Below are 13,636 nucleotides of genomic sequence, written 5' to 3' on the forward strand. Positions count from 1 at the left end.
TTCTCGACGCTCTGCGTCGCCGTGTGCGTGCTTCAGCGCGGAATGCCGAGGGCACGCAAACGTCGATACAGGGTGCGTTCGCTCAGCCCCAGTTCTCTGGCCAGTTCGCTGCGCGAGCCGTTGAACACTCGCAGTGCATGGGCGAGTTTCTCCAGGCCGTCGTCCTGCTGGCGGTAAGTCACGCCACCCGCTTCTTCGCCCTGACCGCGCACTTCAGCGGGTAAATCCTGTACGCGAATAACGCCGTCATCGGTAAACAGGCGGGCACGCTCAAGTATGTTGCGCAGCTCGCGGATGTTGCCGGGGTAGCTGTACAGACTCAGCAGCTTCATGGCCTCGGCGTCGACACGCGGAGCAGCACCTGGCGCGATGCGTTGCAGCAGGCTGTCGATCAGCAACGGCAAGTCCTCGCTGCGTTCGCGCAGGGCGGGCAGACGGATCGGGAAGGCGCTGATGCGGTAAAACAAATCCTGGCGAAAACTGCCGTTGGTGACCATCTCCTTGAGCGGTTTGTGTGTGGCCACCACCAGCCGAAAATCCGAATGCACCGTTCGCAGACTGCCCACCGGGCGGAAGCTGCCTGATTCGATCAGCCGCAACAGCTTGACCTGCATGGCCAGCGGCACCTCGCCGATTTCATCAAGGAACAACGTGCCGCCATGAGCGGCTTCGGCCAGACCGGTCTTGCGCTGCAACGCGCCGGTGAACGCGCCCTTTTCATAGCCGAACAGCTCGCTCTCCAGCAGGGTTTCCGTAAGCCCGGTGCAATCGACCACCACCAGCGGCCCGGCGGACCTGGCGCTGCTGGCGTGCAGTGCGCGAGCAAACAATTCCTTGCCGGTACCCGACTCACCCTGCAGCAGCACCGGAATCTGCGCGGGTGCAGCGCGTTGCAAGGCACTCAGGACCTCTTTGAATGCTGCTGAACGACCGACCAGCCCATGCTGCTGCGGCTGAACCGACGCCACGGCCACCGAGCTCAGTCGCTCGACGTAGGCGATGACTTCACCCCCGTCATCGAGAATCGGCCGCAGCTCCACATCCACATGCTCAGGGCCGCGAGGTGTATGGTGAATATGCAGCAAACGCTCCGGAAGCCGCGTTTCGTGGGCCTTGCGCATCGGGCAATGTTCACCGGCCTGATCGCACGGCACCGCGAACTGATGCGACACCCGATAACACTTCTCGCCCACATGTGGCGTGCCTTCAACGCCGAACTGACGCTGATAGGCGGTGTTGGCCGCGATAATGTTGTAGTCGGTGTCCAGAACGATGGTCGGTCGCAGGTCATGTTCGAGGTATGACACCAGCGACTGCATGCGACTGCCGGGTAAATCAGTGGCGATGAGGGTCATGCTTGCTCCTGTGGATTGGCCGCAGCTTAACCCATCTCGCTGCCAGCTTATGCCACCGTCTGCCAAGCGACTGCCAGAATGTGGCAGTCAGCGCCTTGGCAACCATCACGCGGGTTTTCCGCAGAATCCCTCAACGCCTTGTATTTACTATGCTCAATGGGTTTTCCGGCCTTTGGCATGGTTATTGAGATGTCATAGCAACGACTGCCAACCGTCCGGCCTGACCAAACGGGCCTCGAGGCGATTTACAGCCATGGGAATTGCACATGATCATCGGTGAAAAACTTTATGTCGAAGCACTCTTCGACAGTCATACCTGGACCATCAGCTACCTGGTGATGGACCTGGACAGCAAGCAGTGCGCGCTGATCGACAGCGTGCTCGATTACGACCCCAAGTCGGGCCGCACCCGGACCGAGTCTGCCGACCGGATGATCGGCCGGGTACAGGCGCTGGGGGCTTCGGTACAGTGGATTTTCGAAACCCATGTGCATGCTGATCACCTCACGGCTGCGCCGTATCTGAAACAGCAGCTTGGCGGACAAATCGTCATCGGCAGCCATATCACCGCCGTGCAGGAAACCTTTGGCGCGCTGTTCAACGCGCCGTCTGACTTTGCCCGCAATGGCAGCCAGTTCGATGTGCTGTTGGAAGATAACGCCTCGTTCGCCCTTGGAACACTTCAGGTCAAGGCCATGCATACGCCCGGGCATACACTGGCGTGCATGAGTTACCTGGTGCAGGTCGACGACAAAACCATCGCGTTTGTGGGCGACACGTTGTTCATGCCCGATTACGGCACCGCGCGTTGCGACTTTCCCGGAGCCGATGCGCGCACACTGTACCGCTCCATTCACAAACTGCTGGCGTTGCCGCCTGACACCCTGCTGTTCATGTGCCACGACTACCTGCCCAACGGTCGTGAGCTGAAATACATGACCACCGCCGCCGAACAGCGCGCCAGCAACATCCATGTTCATGACGGCGTAGATGAAGATGCGTTCGTCAGCATGCGTGAAGCCCGTGACGTGACGCTGGATATGCCTGTGCTGATGCTGCCTTCGGTGCAGGTCAACATGCGCTGCGGGCACTTTCCTGAGCCGGAAGACAACGGCGTCGTCTACCTGAAGATCCCGCTCAATGCCTTTTGACTGCTGCCCGCCTTGGGAAACCCTGTGATGAATGCTTCGATAACTACCTGTCAGATCCTGATCGTTGGTGGTGGTGCTGCTGGTATCGCCACCGCCGCAAGCCTGCTCGCCCGTGATGCTGCCCTGCAGATCACCCTGGTCGACCCTGCCGATACCCACTATTACCAGCCGGGCTGGACCATGGTCGGCGCGGGCATTTTCACGCCGCAGTCGACGGCACGCAGCATGGCGTCGCTGATCCCCACGGGCGTGCAGTGGATCAAGGCCGCGGTGGCGACGTTCGAACCGCAGCACAATACCCTGACGCTCGCCGACGGGCGCACGCTTGGCTATCAGCAACTGGTGGTCTGCCCCGGCCTGAAGCTGGACTGGGCGGCCATCGACGGGTTGGTCGAGACGCTGGGTGCCAACGGCGTGACCTCCAACTATCGCTATGACCTGGCACCCTACACCTGGAAGCTGGTGCAGGGCTTGAAGCAAGGGCGCGCGCTGTTTACTCAGCCGCCCATGCCGATCAAATGCGCCGGAGCGCCACAGAAGGCCATGTACCTGTCTTGTGACCACTGGCTGAAAACCGGCCGTCTGGCGCAGATCAATACGCAGTTCTTCAACGCCGGTGGCGTGCTGTTCGGTGTGGCGGACTATGTACCGGCGCTGATGAAGTACATCGAGCGTTACGCCATCGACCTCAAGTTCAGCCATCGGCTGGTTGCAGTCGACGGGCCGGGCAAGCGTGCTACGTTTGTTTGCCCGCAGGCCGATGGCAGCAGCGAAACCGTCGAGCACAGCTTTGAAATGCTGCACGTGGTGCCCCCGCAGATTGCCCCCGACTTCATTCGCAGCAGCCCGCTGGCCGATCCCGCAGGCTGGGTGGACGTGGACCCTGCCACGCTCCGGCACCGACAGTTCGCCAATGTTCATGCTCTCGGCGATGCCACCAATACCAGCAACGCCAAAACCGCCGCAGCCGCCCGCAAGCAGGCACCGGTGGTGGCCAATAATGTGCTGGTCGCGCTGGGTCGTCTGAGTGAGTCTGCCGCCTATGACGGTTATGGCTCGTGCCCGCTGACCGTCGAGAAAGGCCGGATCGTACTGGCTGAATTCACCTATGGCGGCAAGGTTGCGCCGAGCTTCCCGCGCTGGCTGCTGGATGGCCGTCAACCGACCCGGCTGGCCTGGTGGCTGAAAGAACGCGTGCTGCCCGTACTTTACTGGCATGGCATGCTCAAGGGACGTGAATGGCTGGCCAAACCGGAAAAGGCTGACGCCAGGCATGGATGAGCATCAACTGCTGGGCGTTGGCCTGGGGGCGATCATTGGCGTGGTACTGGCGCTGACAGGCGCGGGCGGTGGCATTCTCGCGGTCCCGCTGCTGGTTTTTGGTCTTGGCCTGTCGATTGTCGAAGCGGCACCTGTCGGCCTGCTGGCCGTCGGGCTGGCGGCGGGAATCGGCGCGGTGCTGGGGCTGCGTCAGGGTATCGTTCGCTATCGCGCTGCCGGGTACATCGCGTCCATCGGTGTGCTGATGGCACCTCTTGGCCTGTGGCTCGCCCATCGGCTGCCCAATACACCGCTGGCATTGGTCTTTTCGGTCGTGCTGCTGTACGCCTGCACGCGCATGTTCATCAGGGCCAGCCGCGAATTGCGCCACGGCCAACCGCCGCCGCGCGCAGAAATGCTGCCCTGCGTGCTCAACCCGCTGCAAGGCCGTTTGCGCTGGACCATGCCGTGCCTGCGCGCTTTGACGCTGACGGGCGTGGGTTCAGGTTTATTGTCAGGGCTATTAGGTGTGGGCGGCGGTTTCGTGATCATTCCGGCGCTGACCCGCTACAGCGATCTGGGCATGAAAAGCGTTGTGGCGACATCACTGGCGGTGATCGCGCTGGTCTCGACGGGCAGCGTCATCACCGCCTCCTTGAGCGGCGTGATGCACTGGACGGTGGGTGCGCCTTTTGCTCTGGGCGCAGTCATCGGCTTGATAGTCGGCAGGCAAGTCGCCCGCTACCTCGCCGGCCCACGCTTGCAACAGCTGTTCGCCGTATGCGGCATTGTTGCCGCATTCATGCTCGCGTTGTCAGTGCGCTAACCGCCCGAGGACGCAGAGCGTCCAGAAAGGCATTCCCACGCGAGCATGGGAACGATGAAATCTCGAGATCACTATCGTGCCAATGCTCCGCGTTGGCATGCAGTTCGTGACGCTCCGCGTCACATGCTCGTGCTGACGCCGCGCACTCAAGATCGGACGCAGAGCGTCCAGGAAGGCATTCCCACGCGGAGCATGGGAACGATGAAAATCCCGAGATCACTATCGTGCCAATGCGGGAACGATAGTCGGGGGGGTGGGCTTAAAGCTTCTGCCAGACCTTCGGTTTGAAGAACAGTGTCTCGCCCTTTGCCAGGCCTACCAGGCTGTCGTGGTCTTTCACCACTTCGGCCTCGATCAGTTCGCTCTGCCCTTCCACTTTCAGCGTGACCCGCGTTGTCGCGCCCAGCGGGCGGATGTCGCGGACTTCAGCGGCGTGGTGGTCTTCGATTTCCTGACGCGACAACGACACCTCATGCGGACGGAACAACAGGTGTCCTTCCTCGCCCAGGCTCAGGCGGTTGGAGTCACCCAGGAAGTGGTAGACGAAGTCGTTGGACGGATTCTCGTAGACCTCGCCCGGCGAGCCGATCTGTTCGATCACACCCTTGTTCATCACCACGATGCGATCAGCCACTTCCATGGCCTCTTCCTGATCGTGGGTCACGAACACCGAGGTCAGGTTGATGTCTTCGTGCAGGCGCGCCAGCCAGCGACGCAGTTCCTTGCGCACCTTGGCGTCCAGTGCGCCGAATGGCTCGTCCAGCAGCAACACTTTGGGCTCGACCGCCAAGGCTCGGGCCAAGGCGATACGCTGACGCTGACCACCGGACAACTGCTCCGGATAACGATCGGCCAGCCAGTCCAGTTGCACCATGTTCAGCAGTTCGTGGACCTTTTCCGCGATGCGCGTTTCATTCGGACGCTCACGCTTGGGCTTCATGCGCAGGCCGAACGCGACGTTGTCGAACACCGTCATGTGGCGGAACAGCGCGTAATGCTGGAACACAAAGCCGACGTTGCGATCACGCACGTCATGGCCGGACACATCTTCGCCATGGAATACGATACTGCCGTCATCCGGGGTTTCCAGGCCGGCAATAATGCGCAACAGGGTGGTCTTGCCGCAGCCTGACGGGCCGAGCAAAGCCACCAGCTCGCCACTCTGGATATCCAGACTGATGTTGTTCAGGGCCTTGAAAGCGTTGAAATTCTTGCTGACGTTACGGACTTCGATCGACATGATTATTCCTCCGCCGCGTTATGGCGCAGACGGTTAATGCGGGATTCGCTCCACTGCTTGAGCAGCAGGATGAACAGCGCCAGGATCAGCAACAGGCTCGCCACGGCAAAGGCTGCAACGTGGTTGTACTCGTTGTAGAGAATTTCGACGTGCAGCGGCAGGGTGTTGGTGACGCCGCGAATGTGCCCGGAAACCACCGACACCGCGCCAAACTCACCCATCGCCCGCGCAGTACACAGCACTACGCCGTAGATCAGGCCCCATTTGATGTTCGGCACCGTGACGTGCCAGAACATCTGCCAGCCGTTGGCACCCAGCAGCCGCGCCGCCTCTTCTTCCTGAGTACCCTGCTCCTGCATCAGCGGGATCAGTTCGCGCGCAACGAACGGCACAGTGACGAAAATGGTCGCCAGCACGATGCCCGGCAGGGCAAAGACGATCTGGATATCGTGGTCCTGTAACCACGGCCCGAACAGGCCCTGCGCACCGAACATCAATACGTAGACAAGACCGGCAATGACCGGCGATACCGAGAACGGCAAATCGATCAGCGTGACCAGAATGCTCTTGCCGCGGAACGAATATTTGCTCACGCACCATGCGGCGCTGACGCCGAATACCAGATTGAGCGGCACCGAGATCAGTACGGCAATGACCGTCAGCTTCAGCGCTGACAAGGCATCCGGTTCAAGGATTGCGGTAAAGAACGCGCCCAGACCGTTTTTCAGCCCCTGAGACACCACGATGAACAGCGGCAGGCCCAGAAACAGAAAAAACACCAGCCAGCACAGGCCGATCAGAATACGTCGCGACACCGCGCTGCCACGACGGGCAGCGTTGGCAGAGGCGGCGGCTGAAACAGATGAATAAGACATGTTCTGCGCCTCCTCAGGATGGGGTTTCAATACGCCGCTGCAGCAGGTTGATCAGCAGCAGCAGAATGAAGGAAACCACCAGCATCATCACGCCGATAGCGGTCGCGCCGGTGTAGTCGTACTGGTCGAGTTTGACCATGATCAGCAGCGGCAGGATCTCGGTTTTCATCGGCATGTTGCCGGCGATGAAAATCACCGAACCGTACTCGCCCACGCCTCTGGCAAACGCCAGAGCGAAGCCGGTCAGCCAGGCAGGCAGCAAGGCCGGAACGAGGATGTGGCGAAACACCTGCAGCGGACGCGCGCCCAGGCAAGCGGCGGCTTCTTCGACTTCCTTGGGGATGTCGGCCAGCACAGGCTGCACGGTGCGCACCACGAATGGCAGGGTGACGAACGTCAGCGCCAGGGTAATACCCAGCGGCGTGTAGGCGATCTTGAAGCCCAGGTCGGCGGCGAACTGCCCGACCCAGCCATTGGGCGCGTACAGCGCCGTCAGGGCGATACCGGCCACAGCAGTCGGCAGGGCGAACGGCAGATCGATCATTGCATCGATGATCTTGCGACCGGGGAAGGTGTAACGCACCAGCACCCAGGCCAGCAGCGTGCCGATCACGCCATTGATGAGGGCCGCGTAGAACGCGGTGCCGAAACTCAGCTTGAGTGCCGCGATCACGCGTGGTGCCGTGATGATGGTCCAGAACTGATCCCAGGTCAGCTGCGCGGCATGCACGAACATGGCGGCCAGCGGTATTAGCACAATCAGACTGAGGTACACCAAGGTGTAGCCCAGCGTCAGCCCGAAGCCGGGTATGACGGGGGAGATACGACGCGACATAAAAGTCCCTGGTTTCACTTGCACGAAGCCCGGAGGTTAATCCGGGCTGTTTGGCCAAGCCTGCGATGCCGCTCGGGCGGCATCCTCATTTCGGCTTATTGCGCCTGATAAATCTGGTCGAAAACGCCGCCGTCATTGAAAAACTTCGGCTGCGCAGTTTTCCAGCCGCCAAAGTCTTTGTCGATAGTCACCAGATCAAGTTTCGGGAATTGCTTCTCGTACTTGGCGGCTACTTCGGCATCACGTGGACGATAGAAGTTTTTCGCAGCAATTTCCTGACCTTCCTTGCTGTACAGGTGCTTCAGGTATTCAGTCGCGATTTCAGTGTTGCCTTTCTTCTCGGCGTTCTTGTCGACTACGGCTACCGGAGGTTCGGCGAGAATCGACAGCGACGGCACGACGATGTCGAACTTGTCTTTGCCACCGTCTTCTTTCAGCGCCAGGAATGCTTCGTTTTCCCACGCCAGCAGCACGTCACCCTGACCGTTGTTGACGAAGGTGATGGTCGAACCACGCGCACCGGTGTCCAGAATCGGCACGTGCTTGAACAGCGTCTGCACATATTCCTTGGCCTTGGCTTCGTCACCGCCGCCCGCCTTCAAGCCGTAGGCCCAGGCCGCCAGGAAGTTCCAGCGTGCACCACCTGAGGTTTTCGGGTTCGGCGTGATCACCGAGACGTCTTTCTTGATCAGGTCGCCCCAGTCCTTGATGCCTTTGGGGTTGCCCTTGCGCACCAGAAACACGATGGTCGAGGTGTAAGGCGTGCTCGCATCCGGCAGACGGGTCTGCCAGTTTTCGGGCAGGGTCTTGCCCAGCTTGGCGATTTCGTCGATGTCACCGGCCAGTGCCAGGGTCACCACGTCTGCACGCAGACCGTCGATCACGCCACGGGCCTGCTTGCCCGAACCACCGTGGGACTGCTTGATCTCGACCTTGTCGTCTGGATGGGATTTTTTCCAGAAGTTGACGAATTCTGCGTTGTAATCCTGATACAGCTCGCGGGTCGGATCGTAAGACACGTTGAGCAGTTCGTAATCCTTGGCAACAGCCGAACCTGCGAAAACAGCACTGGCGAGAGCGGCCAGAGCAAAGCGGCGAATGGACATAGATGAAGCTCCTGGAAATGCGGTGTGTTGGCTTTTTTAATTTCTTCTTGGCACGTCAGAACGGCATCCGCACGGGCGCGCTGCTTTTTTCGGGGGAGGTATCAGGAGTCAGGATGAAGCCCTCCGGTTGACCAGTCGGGTAATGCCGCTTCAGCTCTGCTTGGCGGCGGGGTTCTGCAAACGAAACTTTTCCTTGCGCTCGATCTGCACCACTTGCGCGTTATGCACAGTGATTTCGACGGCGCCAAAACGCAGGTCACGCAACGCACTCTGAATCTCACGCAGAATTGCTGCTTCGTCCTGACCGTCAACACTACGTAGAGATGCGCTCATTGTCTTATTCCTTGAAAGATGAGAAGCCGGCCGTCGCGACTGGGGGCGATGGCGTATGGCGGTGAGGCAATAATAGTGAGGTGCGGATATTCTTAAAAAGACTATTTAAGAATGCAGATATAACCAAAAGAAATTTAGCGGTTAGAGATTTCGCCAGGATGCGTTGCACACCCTGGCAAGCCTTGCTCTGGCGGCTTCAGCCGGGCTGCTTGAAGACCGGTGCATGCGTCCAGTCGATCGCCTGCGCGACCATTGGCCGGGCAAACCAGTAGCCCTGGCCCAACTGGCAACCGTTGCCCAGCAGGAACGCAGCCTGATTCGCATGCTCGATGCCTTCAGCCAGCACCCGCATGCCCAGGCTTCCCGCCAGCGCGATGACCGCTCTGACAATCGCGATGTCGTCATCGTCGCCCGGCAGTCCGGCCACAAAACCCTGGTCGATCTTCAGCTTCTGAACCGGCATGCGCTTGAGCCGCAGCAGCGAAGAATAACCCGTACCGAAGTCATCGATGGCGAGGCTCAGGCCCAGTTCGCGCAGGCGATGCAATTGTTCGATGGCCTGTTCGGGGTCTTCCATGACCGCGCTTTCAGTCACTTCCAGCTCCAGAAAGGCAGGCTCAAGCCCGGTCTCATGCAGTGCCTGTGCTACCCGACGGTCGAGGTCGCCATGATTGAACAGGCGGCTGGAGACGTTTACCGCGACGAACTCGACCGGCACGCCTTCCGCCAGCCAAGCCTTCATCTGCAGACAGGCGGTTTTCAAGACCCAGGCATCGATATCGGCGATCAGCCCGCTTTGCTCGGCAATCGGAATGAATTCTCCCGGCGAAACCATCCCGCGCTCGGGGTGCTGCCAGCGCACCAGCGCCTCGACACCGCGAATACGGCGGGTGACAAGGTCATGAACCGGCTGATAGAAGACCCGCAGTTGTTCCAGTTCGACGGCCTGACGCAGCTCGTAGGCCAGTTGCACGCGCTGCTGGGCGTGGGCGGTCAGTTCCTCGGTGTACAGCGCATAACACTCACGACCGTCGCCCTTGGCCTTGAACAGCGCCGAGTCTGCATTGCGCAACAGTTGCTCGGCGGTCAGCGCATCGCCGGGGAACAGGCTGATGCCAATGCTGGCAGTGACAAACAACTGATGCGCGGCAATCGCGAAAGGTGCCTTGAGCGCATCGATTACCTGCTGTGCCAGCGCGGCAGCCTGAACCATCTGCGAGCAATTCTTGATCAACAGGGCGAACTCGTCGCCACCCGGACGCGCCAGGGTCATTTCGTTGCCGGATATGCTCTTGAGCCGCTCGGCGACGGCCCTGAGCACATCGTCGCCCACGTTGTGGCCCAGGCTGTCATTGATGTTCTTGAAGTGGTCCAGGTCGATCAGCAACAGTGCGCAGCCGCGTTTGCTGGCGCGCGCCGAAGTCAGCGCCTGGCTGATGCGATCAGTCAGCAGCAGGCGATTGGGCAAATCGGTCAGCCCATCGAAGTGAATCAACTGGGCCAGCTCCTGCTCGGAGCGCTTGATGGCCGTGATGTCGGAGAACACCGCTACAAAGTGCCTGGGTTGACCGTCGTCGCCCATAACACTGCGAATGGTCTGCCATTGCGGGTAGATCTCGCCGCTTTTGCGCCGATTCCAGATCTCGCCGCTCCACTGGCCCTCGCTGATGATCGAGTGATACATCTGTTTGTAGAACTCCGGGCCGTGTCGGCCGGACTTGAACTTGCTGGGGTTGAGGCCCAGTACTTCTTCGGCCTGATAACCAGTGATATCGACGAAAGCGCGGTTGACGTGAACGATGTGGCCCTGCGCATCGCTGACCAGCACCCCTTCGCGAGTGCTGTCGAACACCGCTTCGGCCAGCCGCAGCCGGTCGTAATCGGCTTGCTGGCGCTGAAAAAGCGCATCGCCGCCGATCAGGCTTCTCAATCTGTCACGTGCGATGAAGATCATGACCGCGCTGAGCAACACCCAGCTGTAACCGGCCATCAGTTGCCAGAACGCCAATCGAGCAGGTTCTTTTATGAAAAAGGGCAGCAACAGGTCGCACGTCACAAACCACAAAATGGACAGCAGCCCATACAGGACGGCCGTTCGCAGCGCGCCAAGGGAGTAATCTGACATCGGAAACGAAGAACCTCAGATAAAGCCGGAATTATAAAGCAAGAAACATCCTGCGACTCTTATCTGAAAGGGTGACTGGTTTTCTGTGGGATGTCAGTGATAATGCACGCGTAACTTTTTTCTTCATGAGTATCTTTACGAGGGCCAAACAGCCTATGTGGTACAACGGTTTGCTCGACCTTTCCGTCTGGCAGGTAATAGCAGTCACGCTGGCGATGACCCATGTGACTATTGTCGGCGTCACGGTCTATCTGCACCGCTACTCAGCCCACCGCTCGCTTGAGCTCAATGCGGGGCTGAAACACTTCTTCCGTTTCTGGCTGTGGCTGACCACTGCCCAGAACACCCGCGAGTGGACAGCCATTCACCGCAAACACCACGCAAAATGCGAAACCGTCGACGACCCGCACAGCCCGGTCGTCAAAGGCCTGTCCACCGTGCTGCGCAAAGGCGCCGAGCTGTACCGCGAAGAAGCTCAGAACCAGGACACCCTGCGTATCTACGGCAAGAACTGCCCGGAAGACTGGATCGAGCGCAACCTGTATTCGCGCTACAAGCTGCTGGGTATCGCCCTGATGGCAGTCATCGACGTGGCACTGTTCGGTGCCCTCGGTATCACCGTGTGGGCCGTCCAGATGATGTGGATTCCCTTCTGGGCTGCTGGCGTGGTCAACGGTCTGGGCCATGCCGTCGGCTATCGCAACTTCGAATGCCGTGACGCGGCCACCAATCTGGTGCCGTGGGGCATCGTGATCGGCGGTGAAGAGCTGCACAACAACCACCACACCTATCCCAACTCGGCCAAGCTGTCGGTCAAGCCCTGGGAATTCGACATGGGCTGGGCGTGGATCAAACTGTTCAGTTTCCTGGGGCTGGCCAAAGTCCAGCGGGTCGCGCCCATCGCCCATCGGGTCGAAGGCAAGGGCCACATGGACATGGACACCGCCATGGCGATCCTCAACAACCGTTTCCAGATCATGGCGCAGTATCGCAAGCTGGTCATTGCGCCGCTGGTTGCCCAGGAACTGGCCAAGGCCGACGAATCGGTGCGTCATCAGTTCAGTCGCGCCAAACGGCTGCTGTCACGTGAGACCAGTCTGCTCGATGACAAGCATCATTTGCGCATCCAGACCATGCTGGAACACAGCCATGCGCTGAAAGTGATCTACGAAAAGCGTCTGGCGTTGCAGCAGATCTGGGTCAAGACCAGCAGCAATGGCCATGACATGCTTTCAGCCATCAAAGAGTGGATTCACGAGGCCGAAGCCAGTGGTATTCACTCGCTGCGTGAGTTCGCCGACCAGCTGAAAACCTACTCGCTACGCCCCGCCCACGCCTGATACCGTTGATCGGCGCGCCTCCCGCAGGTGCGCCGGTCCCGGAACTTATCCCCTGCCAATCTATCTCATCAACTTTCCCGCCAAACGGGATAGGGCACGGCACTGGCCGTAACGCTTGAGATGGATCTTATGGAAAAGCAGCCTCCGACCTCCCTACCCGGCACGCCGATCACTGATATGCCCGCAGCCGCAGAAACCCTGTTAGCCCTGATGCACGCCCAGGCAGAAGTTGCCCGCCTGAGCGAGCGTGAACAACTGTTCAGCTCATTGTTGGTGAGCGTGAATGCTGTTCTGTGGGCGTTTGACTGGGAAACCCAGCACATGATTTACGTCAGCCCGGCGTACGAGCGTATCTTCGGCCGCTCGGCGGGCTTGCTGCTGGCCGATTACAGCGAGTGGCGCGACAGTATCTACCCGGATGACTTGAACTACGCCGAGCGCAGCCTCAACGAGGTGATCGAGAAGGGCTCCATCGAGGACCGCGAGTACCGAATCATCCGTGCGGACGGTGAAGTACGCTGGCTTAGCGACAAATGCTTCGTCAGCCATCGCGCCGACGCCAGCCAGCGTCTGATCGTGGTGGGCATCGCCGAAGACATCACCGACAAGAAACACCTCGAGGATGAGCTGCAACGCCTGGCAACCACTGACGTACTGACCCAGAGCAGCAACCGTCGGCACTTTTTCGAATGCGCCCAGCGCGAGTTCGAACTGGCTCGCCTCAACGGCACGCCGCTGGCCTTTCTGCTGCTGGATATCGATGACTTCAAGCTGGTCAACGACACCTACGGCCATCAGGAAGGCGATACCGTGCTGCAACGCATCGCTGAAAGTGGCCGCTCGGCACTGAGACGTGGTGATTTGTTCGGGCGCATCGGTGGCGAAGAGTTCGCCGCGGTATTCCCAGGCTGCGCGCCGGATATGGCCATGCAGATCGCCGAGCGCCTGCAACGCGAGATCCAGCGCCAGAACTTCCAGTCAGGCGGCACCACCTTCAGCATCACCGCCAGCCAGGGCCTGACTAATCTGGGCCCGGAAGACTCAAGCCTGGAAACCCTCTACGGCCGCGCCGACGCTGCCATGTATCAGGCCAAGCGCCAGGGCAAGAATCAGATCGTGCTGGTCTGACATGCCTTCTCGACTGTAGAAAGCACGACTGGCCCCTTCGCGAGCAAGGCGGATCGCCGCCC

At 60.0% G+C, this 13,636-nt stretch carries 12 protein-coding genes; 5 read left to right on the plus strand and 7 right to left on the minus strand.

Features of this window, described 5'->3' with window-relative positions; all coding sequences use genetic code 11:
* Positions 1 to 32 precede the first annotated feature (32 nt).
* Positions 33 to 1,355, minus strand: coding sequence for a sigma-54 interaction domain-containing protein (locus ALO64_RS17855; protein ID WP_002551389.1), 1,323 nt, complete (start codon positions 1,353 to 1,355; stop codon positions 33 to 35).
* 266 nt (positions 1,356 to 1,621) lie between these two features.
* Here ALO64_RS17855 and ALO64_RS17860 point away from each other — a divergent pair, with 266 nt between their 5' ends.
* The 3 genes from ALO64_RS17860 to ALO64_RS17870 are packed head-to-tail and all read left to right on the plus strand — an operon-like array spanning position 1,622 to position 4,592.
* Positions 1,622 to 2,506, plus strand: coding sequence for an MBL fold metallo-hydrolase (locus tag ALO64_RS17860; protein WP_044343508.1), 885 nt, complete (start codon positions 1,622 to 1,624; stop codon positions 2,504 to 2,506).
* Between the two features lie 27 nt (positions 2,507 to 2,533).
* Positions 2,534 to 3,787, plus strand: coding sequence for an NAD(P)/FAD-dependent oxidoreductase (locus ALO64_RS17865; protein ID WP_005732795.1), 1,254 nt, complete (start codon positions 2,534 to 2,536; stop codon positions 3,785 to 3,787).
* The gene (locus tag ALO64_RS17870) at positions 3,780 to 4,592 is read left to right on the plus strand and encodes a sulfite exporter TauE/SafE family protein (RefSeq protein WP_031596154.1); all 813 of its coding nucleotides are present in this window, start codon (positions 3,780 to 3,782) and stop codon (positions 4,590 to 4,592) included. Before ALO64_RS17865 ends, ALO64_RS17870 begins: the two co-directional genes overlap by 8 nt.
* Before the next feature lie 259 nt (positions 4,593 to 4,851).
* Here the strand turns inward: ALO64_RS17870 and ALO64_RS17875 are convergent, their stop codons facing one another.
* The 6 genes from ALO64_RS17875 to dibA form a co-directional block, all read right to left on the minus strand.
* On the minus strand, positions 4,852 to 5,832 hold the full coding sequence (locus ALO64_RS17875; protein ID WP_002551393.1) for a sulfate/molybdate ABC transporter ATP-binding protein: 981 nt from the start codon (positions 5,830 to 5,832) through the stop codon (positions 4,852 to 4,854).
* Between the two features lie 2 nt (positions 5,833 to 5,834).
* Positions 5,835 to 6,707 (minus strand): sulfate ABC transporter permease subunit CysW, encoded by an 873-nt coding sequence (cysW, locus tag ALO64_RS17880; RefSeq protein WP_004662918.1) that lies wholly within the window; start codon positions 6,705 to 6,707, stop codon positions 5,835 to 5,837.
* Between the two features lie 13 nt (positions 6,708 to 6,720).
* Positions 6,721 to 7,542: a sulfate ABC transporter permease subunit CysT gene (gene cysT / locus ALO64_RS17885; protein ID WP_002551395.1), complete on the minus strand. Its 822-nt coding sequence runs from the start codon at positions 7,540 to 7,542 to the stop codon at positions 6,721 to 6,723.
* A gap of 95 nt (positions 7,543 to 7,637) precedes the next feature.
* Positions 7,638 to 8,648 carry a sulfate ABC transporter substrate-binding protein gene (locus ALO64_RS17890; RefSeq protein WP_002551396.1) on the minus strand — a complete coding sequence of 337 codons (1,011 nt, stop codon included), beginning with the start codon at positions 8,646 to 8,648 and terminating at the stop codon, positions 7,638 to 7,640.
* 150 nt (positions 8,649 to 8,798) lie between these two features.
* Positions 8,799 to 8,981, minus strand: a complete 183-nt coding sequence (gene oscA / locus ALO64_RS17895; RefSeq protein ID WP_002551397.1) for a sulfur starvation response protein OscA — start codon at positions 8,979 to 8,981, stop codon at positions 8,799 to 8,801.
* Positions 8,982 to 9,177: 196 nt separating this feature from the next.
* Positions 9,178 to 11,106 (minus strand): phosphodiesterase DibA, encoded by a 1,929-nt coding sequence (gene dibA / locus ALO64_RS17900; RefSeq protein ID WP_044343507.1) that lies wholly within the window; start codon positions 11,104 to 11,106, stop codon positions 9,178 to 9,180.
* A 155-nt stretch (positions 11,107 to 11,261) separates the two neighbouring features.
* Between dibA and desA the strand changes: the two genes are divergently transcribed.
* Both desA and ALO64_RS17910 read left to right on the plus strand, forming a co-directional pair.
* Positions 11,262 to 12,446 carry a delta-9 fatty acid desaturase DesA gene (gene desA, locus ALO64_RS17905; protein WP_004660010.1) on the plus strand — a complete coding sequence of 395 codons (1,185 nt, stop codon included), beginning with the start codon at positions 11,262 to 11,264 and terminating at the stop codon, positions 12,444 to 12,446.
* A 129-nt stretch (positions 12,447 to 12,575) separates the two neighbouring features.
* Positions 12,576 to 13,574, plus strand: a complete 999-nt coding sequence (locus ALO64_RS17910) for a GGDEF domain-containing protein (protein ID WP_002551400.1) — start codon at positions 12,576 to 12,578, stop codon at positions 13,572 to 13,574.
* Positions 13,575 to 13,636 lie beyond the last annotated feature (62 nt).

The sequence above is a fragment of the Pseudomonas meliae genome, from assembly GCF_001400515.1.
Lineage (GTDB): Bacteria > Pseudomonadota > Gammaproteobacteria > Pseudomonadales > Pseudomonadaceae > Aquipseudomonas > Aquipseudomonas amygdali.

What these genes read in the sequence shown, in the direction of transcription:
- ALO64_RS17910 (WP_002551400.1), top strand. Translation starts at nt 12,576, where the DNA reads ATGGAAAAGCAGCCTCCGACCTCCCTACCCGGCACGCCGATCACTGAT.
- oscA (WP_002551397.1), bottom strand. Translation starts at nt 8,981, where the DNA reads ATGAGCGCATCTCTACGTAGTGTTGACGGTCAGGACGAAGCAGCAATT.
- ALO64_RS17875 (WP_002551393.1), bottom strand. Translation starts at nt 5,832, where the DNA reads ATGTCGATCGAAGTCCGTAACGTCAGCAAGAATTTCAACGCTTTCAAG.
- cysT (WP_002551395.1), bottom strand. Translation starts at nt 7,542, where the DNA reads ATGTCGCGTCGTATCTCCCCCGTCATACCCGGCTTCGGGCTGACGCTG.
- ALO64_RS17855 (WP_002551389.1), bottom strand. Translation starts at nt 1,355, where the DNA reads ATGACCCTCATCGCCACTGATTTACCCGGCAGTCGCATGCAGTCGCTG.
- cysW (WP_004662918.1), bottom strand. Translation starts at nt 6,707, where the DNA reads ATGTCTTATTCATCTGTTTCAGCCGCCGCCTCTGCCAACGCTGCCCGT.
- ALO64_RS17860 (WP_044343508.1), top strand. Translation starts at nt 1,622, where the DNA reads ATGATCATCGGTGAAAAACTTTATGTCGAAGCACTCTTCGACAGTCAT.
- desA (WP_004660010.1), top strand. Translation starts at nt 11,262, where the DNA reads ATGTGGTACAACGGTTTGCTCGACCTTTCCGTCTGGCAGGTAATAGCA.
- ALO64_RS17865 (WP_005732795.1), top strand. Translation starts at nt 2,534, where the DNA reads ATGAATGCTTCGATAACTACCTGTCAGATCCTGATCGTTGGTGGTGGT.
- ALO64_RS17870 (WP_031596154.1), top strand. Translation starts at nt 3,780, where the DNA reads ATGGATGAGCATCAACTGCTGGGCGTTGGCCTGGGGGCGATCATTGGC.
- dibA (WP_044343507.1), bottom strand. Translation starts at nt 11,106, where the DNA reads ATGTCAGATTACTCCCTTGGCGCGCTGCGAACGGCCGTCCTGTATGGG.
- ALO64_RS17890 (WP_002551396.1), bottom strand. Translation starts at nt 8,648, where the DNA reads ATGTCCATTCGCCGCTTTGCTCTGGCCGCTCTCGCCAGTGCTGTTTTC.